The 17,778-nt window shown below is 43.2% G+C and carries 20 protein-coding genes and 1 pseudogene; 13 read left to right on the plus strand and 8 right to left on the minus strand.

Going from position 1 to position 17,778, the window contains the following annotated elements:
* Window positions 1-287 precede the first annotated feature (287 nt).
* Window positions 288-784 (minus strand): annotated as a pseudogene (locus tag NIES1031_RS06505) (PIN domain-containing protein).
* Window positions 777-1,031 (minus strand): UPF0175 family protein, encoded by a 255-nt coding sequence (locus tag NIES1031_RS06510; protein ID WP_073548685.1) that lies wholly within the window; start codon window positions 1,029-1,031, stop codon window positions 777-779. Before NIES1031_RS06510 ends, NIES1031_RS06505 begins: the two are co-directional and overlap by 8 nt.
* A gap of 312 nt (window positions 1,032-1,343) precedes the next feature.
* On the opposite strand from NIES1031_RS06510, the gene NIES1031_RS25950 reads away from it, so the two are divergent.
* Window positions 1,344-3,983, plus strand: coding sequence for a TonB-dependent receptor domain-containing protein (locus NIES1031_RS25950; RefSeq protein WP_073548686.1), 2,640 nt, complete (start codon window positions 1,344-1,346; stop codon window positions 3,981-3,983).
* A gap of 121 nt (window positions 3,984-4,104) precedes the next feature.
* Complete coding sequence (locus tag NIES1031_RS06520; protein WP_178378062.1) at window positions 4,105-5,052, plus strand: ABC transporter substrate-binding protein; 948 nt, start codon at window positions 4,105-4,107, stop codon at window positions 5,050-5,052.
* 137 nt (window positions 5,053-5,189) lie between these two features.
* Here NIES1031_RS06520 and NIES1031_RS06525 read toward each other — a convergent pair whose 3' ends face one another.
* On the minus strand, window positions 5,190-5,492 hold the full coding sequence (locus NIES1031_RS06525) for a type II toxin-antitoxin system VapC family toxin (protein ID WP_218596688.1): 303 nt from the start codon (window positions 5,490-5,492) through the stop codon (window positions 5,190-5,192).
* A gap of 171 nt (window positions 5,493-5,663) precedes the next feature.
* Between NIES1031_RS06525 and NIES1031_RS06530 the strand changes: the two genes are divergently transcribed.
* The 9 genes from NIES1031_RS06530 (at window position 5,664) to NIES1031_RS06570 (ending at window position 13,455) form a co-directional block, all read left to right on the plus strand.
* Window positions 5,664-6,350, plus strand: coding sequence for a class I SAM-dependent methyltransferase (locus tag NIES1031_RS06530; RefSeq protein ID WP_073548688.1), 687 nt, complete (start codon window positions 5,664-5,666; stop codon window positions 6,348-6,350).
* 126 nt (window positions 6,351-6,476) lie between these two features.
* Complete coding sequence (locus NIES1031_RS06535) at window positions 6,477-6,917, plus strand: GNAT family N-acetyltransferase (RefSeq protein ID WP_073548689.1); 441 nt, start codon at window positions 6,477-6,479, stop codon at window positions 6,915-6,917.
* Window positions 6,918-6,974: 57 nt separating this feature from the next.
* Window positions 6,975-7,289 carry an ArsR/SmtB family transcription factor gene (locus tag NIES1031_RS06540; protein WP_073548690.1) on the plus strand — a complete coding sequence of 105 codons (315 nt, stop codon included), beginning with the start codon at window positions 6,975-6,977 and terminating at the stop codon, window positions 7,287-7,289.
* Between the two features lie 116 nt (window positions 7,290-7,405).
* A complete protein-coding gene (locus NIES1031_RS06545) occupies window positions 7,406-8,458 on the plus strand; it encodes a PstS family phosphate ABC transporter substrate-binding protein (RefSeq protein WP_073548691.1) in 1,053 nt (350 codons plus the stop codon).
* A gap of 210 nt (window positions 8,459-8,668) precedes the next feature.
* Complete coding sequence (arsB, locus tag NIES1031_RS06550) at window positions 8,669-9,823, plus strand: ACR3 family arsenite efflux transporter (protein WP_073548692.1); 1,155 nt, start codon at window positions 8,669-8,671, stop codon at window positions 9,821-9,823.
* Between the two features lie 13 nt (window positions 9,824-9,836).
* Window positions 9,837-10,499: an arsenical resistance protein ArsH gene (arsH, locus tag NIES1031_RS06555; protein WP_073548693.1), complete on the plus strand. Its 663-nt coding sequence runs from the start codon at window positions 9,837-9,839 to the stop codon at window positions 10,497-10,499.
* A gap of 4 nt (window positions 10,500-10,503) precedes the next feature.
* Complete coding sequence (gene arsC / locus NIES1031_RS06560) at window positions 10,504-10,914, plus strand: arsenate reductase, glutathione/glutaredoxin type (protein ID WP_178378063.1); 411 nt, start codon at window positions 10,504-10,506, stop codon at window positions 10,912-10,914.
* A 5-nt stretch (window positions 10,915-10,919) separates the two neighbouring features.
* The gene (locus NIES1031_RS06565) at window positions 10,920-12,263 is read left to right on the plus strand and encodes an FAD-dependent oxidoreductase (RefSeq protein ID WP_073548694.1); all 1,344 of its coding nucleotides are present in this window, start codon (window positions 10,920-10,922) and stop codon (window positions 12,261-12,263) included.
* 196 nt (window positions 12,264-12,459) lie between these two features.
* Window positions 12,460-13,455 (plus strand): 1-acyl-sn-glycerol-3-phosphate acyltransferase, encoded by a 996-nt coding sequence (locus NIES1031_RS06570; protein ID WP_073548695.1) that lies wholly within the window; start codon window positions 12,460-12,462, stop codon window positions 13,453-13,455.
* Between the two features lie 329 nt (window positions 13,456-13,784).
* On the opposite strand, the gene NIES1031_RS23665 is transcribed toward NIES1031_RS06570, so the two are convergent.
* From NIES1031_RS23665 to NIES1031_RS24795, 4 genes are all read right to left on the minus strand, one after another.
* Window positions 13,785-14,009, minus strand: coding sequence for a hypothetical protein (locus NIES1031_RS23665; RefSeq protein WP_143167721.1), 225 nt, complete (start codon window positions 14,007-14,009; stop codon window positions 13,785-13,787).
* Between the two features lie 220 nt (window positions 14,010-14,229).
* Window positions 14,230-14,427 carry a hypothetical protein gene (locus NIES1031_RS06575; protein WP_073548696.1) on the minus strand — a complete coding sequence of 66 codons (198 nt, stop codon included), beginning with the start codon at window positions 14,425-14,427 and terminating at the stop codon, window positions 14,230-14,232.
* 67 nt (window positions 14,428-14,494) lie between these two features.
* On the minus strand, window positions 14,495-15,385 hold the full coding sequence (locus tag NIES1031_RS06580) for a permease (RefSeq protein ID WP_073548697.1): 891 nt from the start codon (window positions 15,383-15,385) through the stop codon (window positions 14,495-14,497).
* Window positions 15,382-15,945 (minus strand): ArsR/SmtB family transcription factor, encoded by a 564-nt coding sequence (locus tag NIES1031_RS24795; protein WP_218596689.1) that lies wholly within the window; start codon window positions 15,943-15,945, stop codon window positions 15,382-15,384. Before NIES1031_RS24795 ends, NIES1031_RS06580 begins: the two co-directional genes overlap by 4 nt.
* Window positions 15,946-16,158: 213 nt before the next feature.
* Here NIES1031_RS24795 and NIES1031_RS06590 point away from each other — a divergent pair, with 213 nt between their 5' ends.
* Both NIES1031_RS06590 and NIES1031_RS06595 read left to right on the plus strand, forming a co-directional pair.
* Window positions 16,159-16,443: an ArsR/SmtB family transcription factor gene (locus NIES1031_RS06590; RefSeq protein WP_073548698.1), complete on the plus strand. Its 285-nt coding sequence runs from the start codon at window positions 16,159-16,161 to the stop codon at window positions 16,441-16,443.
* 91 nt (window positions 16,444-16,534) lie between these two features.
* Window positions 16,535-17,062 carry a GNAT family N-acetyltransferase gene (locus NIES1031_RS06595; protein ID WP_073548699.1) on the plus strand — a complete coding sequence of 176 codons (528 nt, stop codon included), beginning with the start codon at window positions 16,535-16,537 and terminating at the stop codon, window positions 17,060-17,062.
* A gap of 8 nt (window positions 17,063-17,070) precedes the next feature.
* On the opposite strand, the gene rppA is transcribed toward NIES1031_RS06595, so the two are convergent.
* Window positions 17,071-17,757: a two-component system response regulator RppA gene (gene rppA / locus NIES1031_RS06600; protein WP_073548700.1), complete on the minus strand. Its 687-nt coding sequence runs from the start codon at window positions 17,755-17,757 to the stop codon at window positions 17,071-17,073.
* Between the last annotated feature and the right edge of the window lie 21 nt (window positions 17,758-17,778).

The following is a 17,778-nucleotide window of genomic DNA, read 5'->3' on the forward strand; positions in this document are numbered from 1 at the left end:
CAAACTGCACCGAGATGAGCAATTGACTCTTTTTTGATTCTGATACCCCGTCCGCTTGCGGCGGGGTAGTTCATTGCGTCTGCTGCCCCACGAGCGTCTCCTAGAAATACGCATACTATATTTTGCCTACTCACCGCATCGTTAGCCAATATCAGTGATATCTGTCACCGCAAAAATAATCCGTCTCGAACCAAAAAGCAGTAGCGATCGCTGTGAATTATCGAAGCCACAGTAGCTTCACCGCAGCATTTCGTCGTCAGTTTGGCATTACCCCTAATTGGATGATTTCAAAACCTCTCACCTGCCTGCTGGAGAGCAAAATCCACCACTGATTGACTTAAGCGGATACCGCGAGACTGCATTCGTGCGATCGCATCTTTCATCACAATGGGTTCTCCCTGCTGCTTTGCCCGTAGCAGAATTCCAATGCTGCCTGTGACAATCCACTTAACCGAGCAAAGCGCCGACCCAAGGCTTCATCAATACAAACCGTTTGGATTTTTGCATCAAGAGCAAGTTGAATGACAGATGCCTCACCCCGACCTAGAGCATTGCTCAGGAGTGGGGATACTTCTATGGGTTGAGGCTGCTTGGTAAGCCACTTGGCTGCATCGAATTCCGCTGCCGCAAAACGAGAAGCATTATCGACTAAAATCTCTTGACTTACTTCGTAAGGTACTAGCACTTCAACGTAGAGCCTCTGCAAAACAGCAAAATCACCCATAGCCGCCACCAAAGCAATTAGCGGACTAGTATTGATCACTATGCGTTTAGCATCAGGCATTGGCTAAATCAGATAGCAAGTCGGCTTCATCCAGGTCGATTACGGGGACATTGTAGCGATACAAACTCAGCAAAAAACTCACCCGATCAATGTTGAGGATTTGAGCCGCAATCCCAGACGAAATGCGTTTCATTTCAAATAGCTTAACAACCATTGCCCATTTTGCTTCTTGCTCAAATTGCGCTGGCGTTTGCTGCAAAACATCTGGCAGACTTTCTGGATAATTGATTGTCAGCTGAGCAACCATAAAACAATGGAAATAATTGAATGTTTCTATTTTACTGGGTCTGCTGCCCCATGAGCGTCTCCTAGAAATACGCATACTATATTTTGCCTACTCACCGCATCGTTAGCCAATATCAGTGATATCTGTCACCGCAAAAATAATCCGTCTCGAACTAAAAAAAATCCATCTCGAACTAAAAAGCAGTAGCGATCGCCAACTTCTCTATCGTAGTCTTTATTGAGAATATTTAGTATTTGACTGCATAGACAACCACAAGCTACTTGTGAAGATGCTTGTAACAGATGCTCAATGAGGATTTGGTGTGAGGGATTTATGAATCGTGGATGGTGGTTGCAAGGTTGGTTGGTTGCTGGAGTGTTGCCGTTGCTGGTACTGGCGGCTCCTGCGGGGGCAGAGTCTATCGGCAATAACCGTCAGTCGTCATTAGAAAATGATCATTTACTCACTAGCCAAGAACATCCGACTAATGAACCACCTACTCAACTCAGCGATCTCGACCATCCTGCGACAACCGTTGACGAATGGGTGCAGCAAATTGCTCAGTCGCTGGTTCAGGTCACAGGGGTACAGGTTAATCCGACTGAAACTGGAGTTGAGGTGATTCTGGAAACCGCCGAGAGACAACTGGCGGCTCCTGCCACTTCTGTGGTAGGCAATGCGTTGATTGCAGATATTCCCAACGCAGTGCTGGCACTGCCGGAGGGTGAATTTCAGGCGGCTAGTCCGACGGAAGGAATTGCGCTGGTTTCGGTGATACCAACAGGAAACGGCATTCGGGTGGCGATTACGGGAACAGAGGCACCACCTATCGCTGAAGTGCGTACACAGGCACAGGGTTTAGTGCTGAGTGTAGCACCAGGGATAGAAACCGCCGATGCAGTCGATGACGACGTGATTCAAGTGGTGGTGACGGGTACGCGAACGGAAGAAGAGGAAACGAGAATTCCTCGTTCAATCACGGTGATCGATCGCGAGGAACTAGAGACGCAGAGAAATCTACCAGTTACGTTGCGAGAGATTCTAGGGCGCGAAATTCCCGGCTTTAATCCGCCCTCTCTCAGTCGTAATGACCGAGGCACTATCCGAGGTCGGGGAGTTTCCTATTTGATTGATGGGGTACCCGTTGAAAGCACCTTTGGACGCCAATTACAAACCATTGCGCCTGAGGCGATCGAACGAATCGAGGTTGTGCGTGGCTCAAACGCGGTTTACGGCTCTGAGGCAACGGGTGGAACCATAAACATTATCACCCGTAGACCTGCTGATGAACCATTCGTCGTGACATTAGAAGCAGGGGCAAATGCCTACATCGGAGATAGAGGAGAATTTTTTACAAATGACAGTATTGGCAATCGCCAAAGCGCCATATTTTCTGGTGATTTAGGTGTAGCTGATTATATTCTGGCGCTTTCCAGAGAAAGATCAGCCGCTTTCTTTGATGCTGAAGGCGATCGCATCTTTCTAGCCCGACCCATTGATGAAAACGAGTCCTATGGTGTCTTAGGCACGATTGGAGTCGATATTGACAGCAATCAACGGCTGCAATTCACTGTCAATTACTATGATAGTGAACGGGTCGAGAACGAAATTATTGCTGATCCAGAGAGTGAAGACAAGGCTCGGGCGATCAAAGTGGGTAGACAAGAATTCATTGATACTGACCCATATTTTGATCGCAATCTACTTCTTAATCTGACCTATACTCATGCCAATCTGCTGGGCAATTCACTACAAGCACAAGCTTATTTTCGAGATTATTCTGCACTGACAGCGGGTGTTCAAGATCGTCGAGATGATGAGTTAGGAGTTGTGATTAACAACTCGCGGCTTGACGAGCAAAACTGGGGTGGGCGCATACAGATTGAGTCCCCTTTGTGGCAAGGTTCCAACGCGTTATGGGGGATCGACTATGATAACCGACGAAGTGATGATACTACCGATATTCTAGATCCAGTTGCATTTGATGAAAGCAATGGACGAACATTGCGTAAAATTGGAGAGCTTTTCTCAGCCCCCTCTTACGATTTAGAAGAGCTAGGAATATTTGCTCAGCTTCAATGGGACATCACCGACAATTTTCAGTTGAGTGGTGGAGCACGTTATGCAAACTTTAGAGTGAACGCGCCTGACTATATCAGCCGATTTGGTGATCCTGTCGGAGGGGGAACGATAAACTTTGATGATGTCATCTTTAATGTTGGTGTGCTCTATGAAGTAACAAACAATATTGGGATATTTGCTAATTTCTCACAAGGATTTTCCCCGCCCAATTTTGCTGAACTTTTTAGTGATCCACCGGAAAACTTTTCATTAGAAGAAGATTTTGAAGAACTTCAACCCGTCAAGGTCAACAATTATGAAATTGGCATTCGAGGACAGTGGTCTGATTTTCGGGCATCGATTGCTGGTTTCTTTACTGAATCTGATTTGGGCGAATTTATTGTTGGATTTGGCGGAACTGGAGAAGTAACAATCGCTCGTGCCCCTCAACGCACTTACGGTATTGAAGCAGCATTCGATTGGCAACCTAGCAATCACTGGCGACTTGGCAGTGCTGTGAGTTGGCAAGAGGGCGAAGCTGATTTTGAGGATAGTGGTAACTTTGTGCCCCTTTTCTCTGGAGATGTAGGAATCTCGCCTCTCAAAGCGACAGTTTATGTCGAGCATCAAACCACTCCGGGTTGGCGTAACCGTCTCCAAGTCTTAGCAGTGGGCGATCGCAATCGCGCATTTGAAGAAGGCATCGACGTCATACCTATTGAGGGTTACATCGTTGTAGATCTGATCAGCCAAATCGAGGCATTTGGAGGAACAATCAGTATTGGGATTGAAAACTTATTCAACAATCAATATCTTGACCTTGAGAGTCAAACTCTTTTGGGATTCGATCCTACTCGTGCTCCTGCTGCTAGAGGGAGGACTCTCAGCTTAATCTATCGCACCACTTTCTAGATAAATTATTCAACAGATTATGAAACATCTTCGTACTTAGCGGATTATGGGACACCTTCAACAGCTAACCATCTCCCGAATTTTCAAGACCTCTCGATACTGGAGGCAGGGACTGATAGCTATGGTATTCACCAGCAGTCTGACAGCCTGTAATCCTAATCTATCTGAACCTACTCTTTCATCTTCGCCCTATTCGCTTCCTCCATCTGCGAGTCAAACGGTTGAGCATGCTCTAGGAGAAGTAAAAATTCCGACCCACCCACAGCGAATCATTGTTTTACATGATACATTTCTGCTAGATCCAGTGTTGGCACTTGGCATTAAACCGACCGGGATTACAACCTTTGCCGCAGATGTGGGATCGCCAGTGCGCGGCATTGAAGCTGAGCAAATTGCCAATGTTGAAATCGTGGGTGACGGACATCAACCCAATTTGGAAAAAATTCTGGCACTCAAACCCGATTTAATCTTAGCTCGCGAGTCCCAATCAGAAATTTATAGTCAGTTATCAGGTATTGCTCCTACGGTTGCTGTTCCTGAAACGCTAATTTCCTTTAAAGAAAGATTGCGCTTTATTGCTCAAATCTTTGACAAGGAAGCTGTAGCAGAACAAGTTATCGATCAGTATTGGCATCGAGTTGAACAATTTAAGACAGCAATGGGTCAACGTCTGGATGTAACAGAAGTATCTGTACTTGTGTTCGCATGGGGAATGATGGCTACGCCAAGTAGCGAACTGACCTGTAGCAAAGTACTTGTTGATATTGGAATACGTCGCCCTCCTATACAAGAACGGTTAGCGAACTCCTCAAGTGATAGTCCGCCGCTAAGTTTAGAAGTAATTTCAGAGCATGACGCAGATGTCATCTTGCTCATCACCGATCGTCAGGCAAACACTTCAAATTATTTGAACTCTCCAATTTGGTCTACTCTCCAGGCTGTTCAAAATAATCAAGTTTATCAAGTGGATATAAATCGATGGCATGGCAATGGTCCCCTCGCTGCTAACCTCATCCTTGACGACCTCTTCAAATATCTAGTCAATAATCCTGATCTTAAAGGTAGTTAAGTTTATGTTCACCGGCACCTTTAGAACGATTGTGACCAATCCTCAATTATCAAATTCGGTATTTGAGCAAAGTCCTTCTGATTGCGCGTCACTACAACTTCATTTATCGAAAGCGCGATCGCTGCAATTCGTAAATCCTATGTCCCAATACGAATCTTTTGTCTCACCGATTCGCGATCATAAGCACCTCGGTCAAAATCAAGAATATTGGCTTGACACAGGCGATCAAAAGTTTGCCGCAGTTGAGTATAAGCAAGTATCATGGTTTCCTTTGTCTTTGCCCGCTTGATAACCTCTAATCGCTCATACATCTGCTCAACCATCGTCACAATTGTTACTGCAATCTCATCAGGATTGACAGTTGCTACTTTCTGTACAACAACTGGATGACCTCGTTGTAACAGCGAAACATGGTCGGTATCTAGAATCCATAAAGTCATTCGGTTTCTGTTTGGGCATTTAACTTTACTGAACAAACCAATACGCTAAATACGATTTCTATTGTCGTACGACTGCTTGACTGCGCTTCCTGCCGTACTATGTCTTCTGCTACCGTCTATCCATAAATGGTAAAGCACGAAATCTTTAGTTGTTTATCAGAGAACACCACCATGTCAACTAAAACCCCAGTTCTAAATGATGCGGCTGAGCAACTGCAACCCCATCTCTATAACTACCTACTATCTGTTTCCCTACAAGAACCTGAAATATTGACCCAACTGCGTCAAGAAACCGCACAGCATCCTGAAGGTGATATGCAAGTTTCTCCCGATCAGGGACAGTTTATGGCGTTTCTTGTGCAGCTGATGCTAGCCAAGAAAGTGTTGGAAATTGGTACATTTACTGGCTATAGTACAGTATGGATCGCTCTGGCATTACCTAATGATGGAACTGTGATTACCTGTGATGTGAGTCAAGAAGATACAGAGATCGCCCGTCGTTATTGGCAAGCCGCAGGAGTTTTACATAAAATCGATTTGCGCCTTGCCCCAGCGCTGAAAACACTAAATCAACTCTTAAGCGATGGACAAGCGGAAACATTTGATTTTGTCTTCATTGATGCTGATAAAGTTGAGTACAGAGATTATTATGAGAAATCCCTAAAACTCATCCGTCGTGGTGGGTTAATCGCGATTGACAACGTCTTTTGGTGTGGCAGAGTCATCGATCCTGATTTTGATGATGATGAATGTACGATCGCCATTCGAGACTTGAATCAATTCCTGCATCACGATCCGCGAGTAGTCATTAGCTTAATAGCAATCGCTGATGGTTTGACACTGGCAATCAAGCGATAAATATATAAAGTAGCAAAAGGCAGGAGTTGAAAACCAAATCAATAACTGATGTTGAGATTTTAAAAATGTCCTAATCTATCGCTTAATATGTTTGTGTAGCCACGAATTCTATTCGTTAGGGATTAGTTGAGTAACACCGATTGCACAATCAGACAAGCGATCGCCCACGATGCAAACGCCATTGCGAACCTATCTCACCAGTTGGGTTATCCCACAACTACAAGTGCTGTACGACAGCGTTTAGCACAAATGCACTCAGCGAATCATGCTGTTTATGTCGCAGAGATTTCTGATATTGGTGTAGTTGGCTGGATTCACGCCCACCTATGTTTACTTTTCCAAACAAACTTACACGCCGAAATTGGTGGTTTAGTTGTTGATGAAAGATATCGTAGTAGTGGTATCGGTCGGCAATTATTGTTACAAATAGAACAGTGGGCAAGTCAGCAAGGATGCGAAAGTGTGTATCTCCGCTCAAATGTTGTCCGCACGCAGGCACACATTTTTTATGAAAAGATGGGCTACAGCTACATTAAAACTTCTCTTGCTTTTCACAAGCATCTCTAGTGTTTTTGCGATCGCTTGCCATTTAAACATCGTTTCTTTACATTTCAATTTAAGTTGATGCAAGTTATCTCTCCAGACTCAGTTTTTTTAGGCTTTCATGCTTTATCCGATGCTATCCGGATTAACGTCATTGAACTATTGCGCGATCGCGAGTTGTGCGTTTGCGAATTGTGTGATGCTTTAGGCGTTACACAGTCGAAACTTTCTTTTCACCTCAAAACTTTGAAAGAAGCTGGTTTAGTGCGATCGCGTCAAGAAGGACGCTGGATTTACTACAGCTTGAATTTACCGCAATTCGTTATGCTAGAGCAGTATTTAGCCGAATTCCGGCGTTTTAGTGCTATTATGCCGAGTCGTTCGTGTCCAGATTAGCTTTATAAATCTCCCGCCTGATTATTTACGTTCTGTAAAATATTTTTACTTGACAAATCAATTTTTTTTGAAATGATAGAGATATACTATCAACACCTGCCATCTAGGTGAGGTCAATGAACGTTACGCTCAAAGAATTGGCGATCACACTGGGGACGTTGGCTTTAACAGCTTGCACAACAACACCCAATTCCTCAACACAAACGCAATCACCACAGCTAACCGCAGCAACAAATACCATAGATACATCAGTGAGAGTTGATGGATCGAGTACGGTTTATCCAATTACACAAGCGGTAGCCAAAGAATTTCAATCGACTCAAGAAGGTAGTCAAGCGCAAATCTCAGTTGATTTTTCAGGAACAAGCGGCGGCTTTAAAAAGTTCTGTGCGGGCGAAATTGATGTTGCTGGCGCTTCGCGTCCCATCTTAACCGCAGAGATGGAAGCTTGTAATAAAAATTCTATAAGATACATTGAGCTTCCTATTGCCTTTGACGCACTAACAATTGCTGTACATCCACAAAACGATTGGGCGCAAGATATTACTGTTGCTGAGTTAAAAAGAATGTGGGAACCAGCCGCAGAGGGTAAGATTACTCGCTGGAACCAAGTACGCGCTGCATGGCCTGATCGCCCATTAAAATTGTACGGAGCAGGTAAACAATCGGGTACATTTGATTACTTTACTGAAGCAGTAGTCGGCGAAACAAGAGCTAGCCGCAACGACTACATAGCGAGTGAAGACGACAATGTTTTAGTCGAAGGAATCAGCAAAGATCCTAACGCACTAGGTTACTTCGGTTTTTCCTACTTAGAAGAAAATCAAAATAAATTAAAAGCCCTAGCAGTTGATAACGGCAAAGGTGCGGTGATTCCCTCGCGCGAAACGGTAGAAGCCAATGAATATCAACCACTATCGCGTCCTTTATTCATTTATGTTAATGCACAGTACGCGCAGAAGAAACCCGCAGTCAGAGATTTTGTCAATTTCTACAACAAGCAAGCCCCAACGTTGGTAAGTTCAGTAGGTTATGTACCTTTACCCGAAGAAGCCTACGACTTAAACGAAAGACATTTCTACACCGGAAAAGTTGGAACAGTATTCGAGGGAGAAGCAGAACTCAACATCACAATTAGCGAATTATTGCGTAGACAAGCGAAATTTTAGTTATTCAAGGTAATGGGTCATAGATATTATTTTCAGCAACTATCCCACATCTATCTGACTAGAACAAACCCAGATCATTTATGAGATATCTCCCTACCTCTTTCCTCTGCGTTCTCAGCGCACGCCAGTTCCCTCAACGGAGGAAACCTCCGCACGGGACTGGCTCCTCTGTGGTTCGTTCAAAATAAAGTTACCATATAAACAAACCTGATGAGTACAAAGAATCCTCAAGCAAATCGCACTGCTGTTAAAGCTGGTAGTCATCTAAGCTTTTTTGAAAAATACCTTACCGTTTGGGTATTCTTGTGTATTATTGCCGGAATTTTACTCGGTAGGTTATTTCCTGGGGTTGCGGTTGCGTTAGATGCGATGAGTATCTATCAAGTGTCAATTCCAATCGCGATATGTCTCTTTTTCATGATGTATCCGATCATGGTAAAGATTGACTTTACCCAGGCAAAAAATGCAATTCGTGCCCCAAAACCTGTCATTTTAACTTTAGTAGTGAATTGGTTAATTAAACCGTTCACAATGGTAGCGTTTGCTCAGTTTTTCTTAGGTTGGTTATTTCGTAACTTCCTCACAGGTACAGAAATAATTCGCGGTACTGAAGTTACCTTAGCCAATTCTTACATTGCTGGCACGATTTTACTTGGAATTGCCCCTTGTACAGCAATGGTGCTGATGTGGGGATACTTATCTTACAGCAATCAAGGACATACCCTAGTCATGGTAGCGGTAAACTCGCTGGCAATGCTGTTTTTGTACGCACCTTTGGGGCGATGGTTACTTGCAGCAAATGATTTAACAGTACCTTGGCAAACAATTGTTTTATCGGTATTGATTTACGTAGGCTTACCTTTGGTTGCAGGAATGTACAGCCGCTACTGGATTTTTAAACATAAAGGTAGAGAGTGGTTTGAGCGTAGGTTTCTCAAATATTTGAGTCCGATTGCAATTACTGCATTACTTGTTACTTTAGTGCTGTTGTTTTCCTTTAAAGGCGATCTCATAGTTAACAATCCACTGCACATCTTGCTAATTGCAGTTCCGCTGTTTATTCAGACAAATTTCATTTTCTTAATCACATACGTTGCTGCACTGAAAATGAAATTGTCTTATGAAGATGCTGCACCAGCGGCGTTGATTGGTGCAAGTAATCATTTTGAAGTTGCGATCGCTACAGCAGTCACCCTTTTCGGTTTAAATTCAGGTGCAGCCCTTGCCACAGTAGTGGGTGTTTTAATCGAAGTTCCCGTGATGCTGATGTTAGTTGAAGTATGTAAGCGAACCGCCGCATGGTTCCCCAGAGAACCCGAAAAAGCAACTTTAAGAGATCCTCGTTGTGTCAGTGCTTACAAGTAATAAGTCTGAAGAGATGACATTTAATCACAAACCACGCATTTTATTTTTGTACGGTTCTTTACGCGAACGTTCTTACAGTCGTCTGTTAGCAGAAGAAGCTGCCAGAATTATTGAAGAATTTGGTGCAGAAGTGCGGTTTTTCGATCCGCGTGAGTTACCTGTTCATAGCAGCGTACCTGACACACATCATAAGGTACAAGAACTTCGAGAATTAAGTTTATGGTCAGAAGGACAAGTTTGGTCGAGTCCTGAAATGCACGGTAATATCACCGGCATTATGAAAAATCAAATTGATTGGATTCCTCTAAATTTAGGTGCAGTTAGACCAACACAGGGTAAAACGCTAGCTGTGATGCAAGTCAGCGGTGGTTCGCAGTCATTTAACGCAGTCAATACACTACGCATCTTAGGGCGATGGATGCGGATGTTTACGATTCCCAATCAGTCTTCAGTAGCAAAAGCGTATCAAGAGTTTAACGACGACGGAACAATGAAAGATTCACCATATCGCGATCGCGTTGTTGACGTCATGGAAGAACTCTACAAATTCACTCTACTACTGCGCGACAAAGTTGATTATCTCACCGATAGATACAGCGAACGCAAAGAAAAAGCGGCAAAAGAAGTTATCCAAATCGCCAATCGTGCTTTAGAAGTCAAAACGAACAATCAGTAAAACCATGAAAAAAGTCATGTTTGTGTGCAAGAAAAACTCACGCCGTTCCCAAATGGCAGAAGGATTTGCCCGTACACTAGGAGAAGGCAAAATTGCCGTCACAAGTTCAGGATTAGAAGCAAGTGCAGTCGATCCAACAACCGTAGAAGTCATGTCAGAAGTTGGTATCGATATTAGCAATCAGACATCCAAACCTTTAAGCGATTTTAATCCTGAAGATTACGATGCAGTCATTTCTTTGTGTGGCTGCGGTGTCAACTTACCCGAAGCCTGGGTACTGCGTGAAGTCTTTCAAGATTGGCAACTTGACGATCCGGAAGGTGAATCCATCGAAAAATTCCGTGAAGTGCGCGAACAAGTTAAACAAAGAGTCGAAAAACTGATTGAGTCTCTCAGTACTAAAACTACTGCGTAACAATCATGAATTTACTTATTATCGGTGGTAGCGACGCAGGTATCAGTGCGGCGTTGCGAGCGCGTGAGTTGGATTCTACAGTTAATTTGACAGTTGTTGTCGCGGATAGTTTTCCTAATTACAGCATTTGTGGATTGCCGTTTTTCCTGAGTGGTGAAGTTCCCGATTGGCGAAATTTAGCGCATCGCACCACTGAGGAGATTACAGACAAAGGTATTCAGCTTTTACTCAATTGTACGGCTCAGACGATCGCTCCACAGCAAAAAATTGTTACAGTTGTTGATCGCGAAATGCGATCGCACAATTTGAACTATGATCGCTTAATTATTGCCACAGGTGCGGTATCAACTCGCCCTCAAATTGCTGGACTCGATCTTCCTGGAGTTTTTTTGTTGCACTCGATGGAAGATAGTTTTGCTATTTATCAATATCTAACCACCGATGAACCACAATCAGCTGCGATTATTGGCGGTGGATACATTGGCTTAGAAATGGCTGATGCTTTGACGCACCGAGGTATCGCTGTTACGGTAATTGAACATTCCCAAACGGTAATGAAAACTGTTGACCCTACTTTAGGTCAAATCATTGGTGAAGAACTACAGCGTCATAATGTTACAGCTGTCAACGGTGTGGCAATTGAAACGATTGAATCAAAAGGAACGCAGTTATTAGTCAAAGGCGAAAACTATCATACAACTGTTGATCTGGTGTTAGTGGCTGTAGGAGTCAAACCGAATACCGATCTTGCAAAAACAGCAGGTGTCAATTGCGGTATTAAAAACGCAATTCAAGTCACGCGAAAAATGGAAACAAATGTTCCAGATATCTATGCAGCAGGCGACTGTGTGGAAACTTGGCATCGAATTTTAAATCAATCTACTTATTTACCGCTAGGGACAACCGCACACAAACAGGGGCGAATTGCTGGTGAAAATGCAGTAGGTGGAAATCAAGAATTTGCGGGGACGCTAGGTACGCAAGTCGTAAAGGTTTTTGATTTGGCAATCGCGCGGACTGGTTTACGCGATTCTGAAGCCCAAAGTGCAGGAATAGACGCAGTTACCGTTGAGCTAGAAACATGGGATCATAAAGTTTATTATCCCCACGCGCACAAACTCCGAATTCGCGTGACAGGCGATCGCCATACTGGACGCTTACTAGGCGCGCAAATTGTAGGGCATTATCAAGGAGAAGTCGCTAAGCGAATTGATATTTTTGCGACTGCTTTGTTTCATGGTATGAAGGTAGATGAATTAAATAAACTCGATCTCAGCTACACACCTCCGTTTAGTAGCCCTTGGGATCCTGTACAAATGAGCGCACAAGCTTGGGTTAAGGCACAATAACAGTAGCGGTAGTTCAGTCTTTGAGTACAAAAGAAAATACAATATACTTAGAGACGATAATACGACAAAATCAGTTACGGTGTACACACAAATTCTCTCAGCCCCCTAAATCTCCCAAGATTGGGGGACTTTGAAGTTTGGAAGTTCCTCACATTTTGAACTTCAATCAGATTTGTGTTGTACAAGGTAGAACCAAATGAGGAAATCTGCACTTGATACCTATCAATTCACATGGTTTGACTGGTTCTGCTTGTGGTATCCTCCAGGGTGGTTAATTCTATTCAACCGCCACTGGCAACATTATCATGCCGATCCTGATGGTTGGCATTGGCTAGAGTATGTTTTATGTCTCATTCCCTGCGGCTTTTATCTGGCGTTGTTAATTCGCTGGTTACGTCTGGGTTGTCGCTTTCCTAGAAATCAAGGTTATTCATTCGATCCTCGCTATCAGCAAGCATTCCGCGAAGAGATTCTTAAACCTATCGTTAAATATTACTTTCGTGCCGAGCTAAAACAATTAGAAAATTTACCGAAAACAGCACCATTACTTGTCGCAATGAATCATGCGGGAATGTGCTTTCCGTGGGACTTTCTTGTACTCGGCTACCTTTTAGCAGAAAACCGCGATTGGACTGTACAACCACTCGCAGGTGTGGCATTATTCGATCATCCTTGGATGATGTGGTGGCTACCACACGGATGGTCGCAAACTTTAGGCGGAGTAAGAGCAGAACGCAACGAGTTTGAGGCTGCATTGGCTCAAAAAACTGTTTTATTATATGCTCCTGAAGGCTTACGCGGTCCAGCCAAGGGATGGTTCAAAAGATATCAATTAGAAACGTTTGATTTAAGCTTTGTTCAACTGAGCGATCGCTACAATATCCCGATTCTTCCAGTCGTTTGTCTTGGTAATGAATATTTACATCTTTGGGCAATCAATCTCAAAAATTTAGCTAAGAAAATTTATCTACCCTTCTTACCACTTTCTCCGTTAATACCGCTATTTGCTCTTTTTCCTTCAATGGGCGTTTGGGCAATGCGATCGCGCTTGCGCTACTTTATTCAACCTGTGTATAAAACTGAGTTGAAAGCCGAATTTAATAGTTCGAGAAAAATGCGATCGCGTGCTTATCAAGAAGCACAATCTTTGCGTGATAAAATGCAAACTTTAATAAATCAATTACTACAATAAACGTCTCACTCGCTTTTGATAGCAATTACTAGATGCTTGTTCGTCAACAATTACATAACAATAGAAATCAACTCATCCAGAATTTGACTGTGCAACAGGTTGCTTCGATATGTTCTATCTGTTGCAAACATGGTTGGATTAATATTACACACTCAAAAATTGAGTTCTAAATTGCATCTCATAACACCTTCATTACTTTTCCCCTGTAAAGTTGTCTATCTTTTTTGAGCCAGAGTCGTCAAAAAAAGCTAGTTTTAAAATGCCGAGCAAACAAAAGCCAGCTAATAGAGAAACTGGCAGCAAAATTGAAACTTCCGATTTTCGCATTTTCAGTTTGGTTTAGGTCTTACCTGAACCATATGACTATGGCTAGTGATTAAGTATCTACTACGTTCTGTCAGCGGAAGACTGTCCACGCCAAATGTCCAAACTTCTGTCCGAATCGGCTCGATGAAAATGGGTTCGATACCTTCGCACTCCAAGGTGCTAACCCAGTCAAGATAATCGTATTCGACCCGTCGGATTTCTACATTAAAGACACTAGCATCAACCACAGCGATCGCGGCATAATAAACCTGTTGACATAACTCAACTTCCTTTTAATAAGTTTACAAAGACTGTCTTGTACCTAATGAACAAAAGCCATTAATTTGAGGAGAGTAAGCACCTGGTTATAAAAAACAGTAGATCTGATAAAGTACTTTATAAAACTAGTTGTTAGTCTGCTGTTTCCTGAGTATCTCCTTGGAGTATTGCTATTCAAGAAGGCTTCCTTTAACCACAGCACCCTTTGCTCTGATTTTTTGCTTGTGAGGGTTTTTTAGCTTCTATTTGCCCTTCAGTCGGGTTCTGCTCTACTGCTGTGTTGTCCTCTATCTCCTCAAAGCTGACCGAGCAACAGTCTTCTTTCTCCGACTTGAATAAATTAGCGATAGCGCCAAAAATTCCTTTCTTTTGTTCTTGCTTTGACATAATTTCCTCCTAGAGTAAATAGAAAGCGAATTGTGAGGGAAATAAGCGTGTATAAGTTGCTATCTGCTTAGACAGTGGTAAGGTCGAAGATGACACCGCTGGCTGTGGCGATGATAAAGATACTGATAACAAAAGCTACTACCAATCGGGGGCGGAATAGTCCTGCAAGTAGAGATACCTCTGGAATACTTGCCCCAGCACCACCAATAATCAGTGCAATCACCGCACCTGTCCCCATACCTTTAGTCAACAACGCTTGAGCAATCGGAATCATAGTTTCAGCACGAACATAAATGGGAACACCAATTACCGCAGCAACAGGGATGGCAAACGGTTGTTGCGGACCGGCGATCGCCACAATCCAATCACTAGGCACGAAACCATAGATAAAAGCACCGATGGCTGTACCGAGCAGCAGGTAAGGAATCATTGGTGTAAAAAAGCTCCATGCCTGCTCCCATGCCTGTTGCCAAATTGAACCCTTTGATGAATGGCTGAGTGACTTTCCTCCTCGCACTCGCACTCGCTTGACGTCTGCTTTCAATCCGAGTCTTGCCCAAAGTGCACCAACAACTATAGAGGCAAGAAAGGTAATCACTGCATAAACGAGTGTCCCTTGAAAGCCGACAACAATGAAAAGGAGTGATAAGATCACGGGATTGAGGATCGGCGAGGCTATCAGAAACGACATCACTGGACCGAAGGGAGCACCACTTGATAGCAGTCCGGCAACTATCGGCACAGTTGAACACGAGCAAAAAGGAGTAGCCGCACCTAGTGCGGCTCCCATGACGTAGCCAATGACAGGATTCTTACGATTAAGAAAGGCACTCACTTTCTCGTCTGGAATCCAAGCTTGGAGCAGACCCACCAGAAAACTGACCCCTAAAAACAGCGCCATCAGCTCTACTGATAGGAACAGAAACCAACGACTGGCTTCTATCAGTGTGTTTGTCATCCTTTGACCTCTAATTGAATAGGTTTGGGTAAGAGCGCAAAATCGAAATATTTCCGTGCTAGTTCGAGAGCGATCGCGAACCCTTCAGGATTGATGCTGTAGTAGACTAACCTGCCACGCTTCTCAGATGTGACGAGTCCAGCCTGCACGAGGATTTTCATATGGTGACTAACCGTGGCTTGAGAAAGACCAACGAGGTCTTGAATATCGCAGGCGCAGATCCCGTCACTAGGTTCACAACAAGACTGGCTGGAGGCGAGGTACTCGATAATTTTCAAGCGATGCTCGTCACCTAGCGCCTTGAAAACCTCTGCGGGTGAGATTTTTGGAACCATATTTTGATAATATTCAATGTATTGAAGTTTGTCAATGTTTTTAGTTTCGTGTGTATCAGTTTGAGTTTGTGGGTTTTCTATCTTGCCACTGTCTAATTTCCTAGCAAATTGGAGGATCTGGGATGTAAAACACTTTGGAACTCTAATCGCTACTGAGGGTGGGTGATTCCATTTACTAGGAGCGCCAGCTCGTTGCCGTGAGTCTCTATGCTTGGAAGGCTGCATATTTAATTTCCTAAACGTATGTATTATCAAGTGTAACGGGATTTTATAATTACGTACAGTATTACCAAAAATTCTGTACAGTATTATTGTTATGGATATATAGTTACTCAGTTAGGTAGCGCAAAGGTGTGAGCAGAGGTTAGTTTGGTTTCTACTAAACACAATTAAAAGATTGAATTGTCAAAACTTAGATTCATCGTTCAACACAACTTGATGCATGCAACATCCACAATTACACCAGCTTTTATTACTTCTGGCTTTCATGCCCTTTCTGACCACCTGCGGATTCAGGTCTTAGAACTGCTGCGAATACAAGAGCTATGCGTATGCGAATGCGAATATCTAGGGGTTACGCAGTCGAAACTGTCTTTCCACCTCAAAACCTTGAAGGAAGTGGGTTTGGTTCGTGCAAGGGCAGATGGACGCTGGATTTACTACAGTCTCAATCTGCCTCAGTTAGTTGTCCTAGAGCAATATCTAGCAGAGTACCGTCGCTAATATGCTCTCTACTCGTTCCTGCTTTGAGGTACCCTAAGCCCGAAAGTTTCTTCACATTTCATTAACCAACTCCTCACCGATCGTAATTGAAATGAATTTACTTGATGTAGGAATAGTGACAAACCGATTAGTATTAAAACCTATCTCAATGGAGTATAAAGACAATACCTTTTTAGAGTTCACAGAAGAAATTACTACTTATATGTGTCCGCAATCTCCTAGAGAAATTTCAGAAACCGAAGCATTTATTCAAGAAGGAATTACTCAACTGAAAATCGGTAGCGATCTGAGAGTTGTCATTTTAAAAAAGGAAACACAAGAATTTCTAGGTTGTGCTGGTATACACAATATTAAACAGCAACATCCTGAATTAGGAATTTGGCTAAAAAAAGCAGCACACGGTAATAAATACGGACTAGAGGTAATTACAGCGCTCAAAGATTGGACCGATACTAATATAATTTATGAATATCTGAGTTATCCTGTTGATCGCAGAAATATTGCTAGTCGAAAAATTCCAGAAGCATTAGGAGGTCAAATTAGCAGAGAATACGAGTATATACAAATAGATGGAAATACCCTTTATTTACTGGAGTATAGAATTTATTCATCGAGTTAAAGCTACATTCAGTTATTTTCTCCAAAACGATAACCTTTACCATAAACAGTGTGAATTAATGGCGTCTCTCCTGGGGCTTCAACTTTACGGCGTAGCAAACGAATTAAAGCAGCTAAGACATTACTACTCGGTGGTTCGCCATCACCCCATAAATGTTGTTGAATTTGTGTATGCGTTAGCAAGTGGCCAGCATTACGCATAAAGTATTCAAGTAACTGACTTTCTTTTTCTGATAATTCAATCATTCGTTCTTGACGATACGCTAGCTGATTTTCGCAATCTAGTTCCAAATCAGCGACTTGCAGCTTTTGAGATGTCGATGTTGTCACCTCAGTCCCCGATCGCCGCAACAAAGCCCGAACTCTTGCAAGTAACTCGCGTAATTCAAACGGTTTGACGAGATAATCATCTGCACCTGCATCTAAACCTTGAACGCGATCGTCTACAGTGTCTTTAGCCGTGAGAAACAGCACAGGCGTTGTTTGTCCCTTACGGCGTACTTCTTGACAAATTTCTAAACCAGTTCTAAACGGCAGCATCCAGTCTAAAATTAAGAGATCGTAGCTTTTTTGTGCTGCTAATTCACTACCAGTTGCGCCATCATAAGCAGCGTCAACGCTGTAACCTTCGCGGCTAAGAACGCGACTCAAAGGATCAGTCAGTTCAACTTCGTCGTCAACCAAAAGAATTCTCATATGAAATAGGGGCGAGGAGCG

Source organism: Chroogloeocystis siderophila 5.2 s.c.1 (assembly GCF_001904655.1).
Lineage (GTDB): Bacteria > Cyanobacteriota > Cyanobacteriia > Cyanobacteriales > Chroococcidiopsidaceae > Chroogloeocystis > Chroogloeocystis siderophila.

Excerpts from the sequence above, each read along its gene's own strand:
- NIES1031_RS06510 (WP_073548685.1), bottom strand. The coding sequence starts at position 1,031 with ATGGTTGCTCAGCTGACAATCAATTATCCAGAAAGTCTGCCAGATGTT.
- NIES1031_RS25950 (WP_073548686.1), top strand. The coding sequence starts at position 1,344 with ATGAATCGTGGATGGTGGTTGCAAGGTTGGTTGGTTGCTGGAGTGTTG.
- NIES1031_RS06520 (WP_178378062.1), top strand. The coding sequence starts at position 4,105 with ATGGTATTCACCAGCAGTCTGACAGCCTGTAATCCTAATCTATCTGAA.
- NIES1031_RS06525 (WP_218596688.1), bottom strand. The coding sequence starts at position 5,492 with ATGACTTTATGGATTCTAGATACCGACCATGTTTCGCTGTTACAACGA.
- NIES1031_RS06530 (WP_073548688.1), top strand. The coding sequence starts at position 5,664 with ATGTCAACTAAAACCCCAGTTCTAAATGATGCGGCTGAGCAACTGCAA.
- NIES1031_RS06540 (WP_073548690.1), top strand. The coding sequence starts at position 6,975 with ATGCAAGTTATCTCTCCAGACTCAGTTTTTTTAGGCTTTCATGCTTTA.
- NIES1031_RS06545 (WP_073548691.1), top strand. The coding sequence starts at position 7,406 with ATGAACGTTACGCTCAAAGAATTGGCGATCACACTGGGGACGTTGGCT.
- arsB (WP_073548692.1), top strand. The coding sequence starts at position 8,669 with ATGAGTACAAAGAATCCTCAAGCAAATCGCACTGCTGTTAAAGCTGGT.
- arsH (WP_073548693.1), top strand. The coding sequence starts at position 9,837 with ATGACATTTAATCACAAACCACGCATTTTATTTTTGTACGGTTCTTTA.
- arsC (WP_178378063.1), top strand. The coding sequence starts at position 10,504 with ATGAAAAAAGTCATGTTTGTGTGCAAGAAAAACTCACGCCGTTCCCAA.
- NIES1031_RS06565 (WP_073548694.1), top strand. The coding sequence starts at position 10,920 with ATGAATTTACTTATTATCGGTGGTAGCGACGCAGGTATCAGTGCGGCG.
- NIES1031_RS06570 (WP_073548695.1), top strand. The coding sequence starts at position 12,460 with ATGAGGAAATCTGCACTTGATACCTATCAATTCACATGGTTTGACTGG.
- NIES1031_RS06575 (WP_073548696.1), bottom strand. The coding sequence starts at position 14,427 with ATGTCAAAGCAAGAACAAAAGAAAGGAATTTTTGGCGCTATCGCTAAT.
- NIES1031_RS06580 (WP_073548697.1), bottom strand. The coding sequence starts at position 15,385 with ATGACAAACACACTGATAGAAGCCAGTCGTTGGTTTCTGTTCCTATCA.
- NIES1031_RS24795 (WP_218596689.1), bottom strand. The coding sequence starts at position 15,945 with ATGCAGCCTTCCAAGCATAGAGACTCACGGCAACGAGCTGGCGCTCCT.
- NIES1031_RS06590 (WP_073548698.1), top strand. The coding sequence starts at position 16,159 with ATGCATGCAACATCCACAATTACACCAGCTTTTATTACTTCTGGCTTT.
- NIES1031_RS06595 (WP_073548699.1), top strand. The coding sequence starts at position 16,535 with ATGAATTTACTTGATGTAGGAATAGTGACAAACCGATTAGTATTAAAA.
- rppA (WP_073548700.1), bottom strand. The coding sequence starts at position 17,757 with ATGAGAATTCTTTTGGTTGACGACGAAGTTGAACTGACTGATCCTTTG.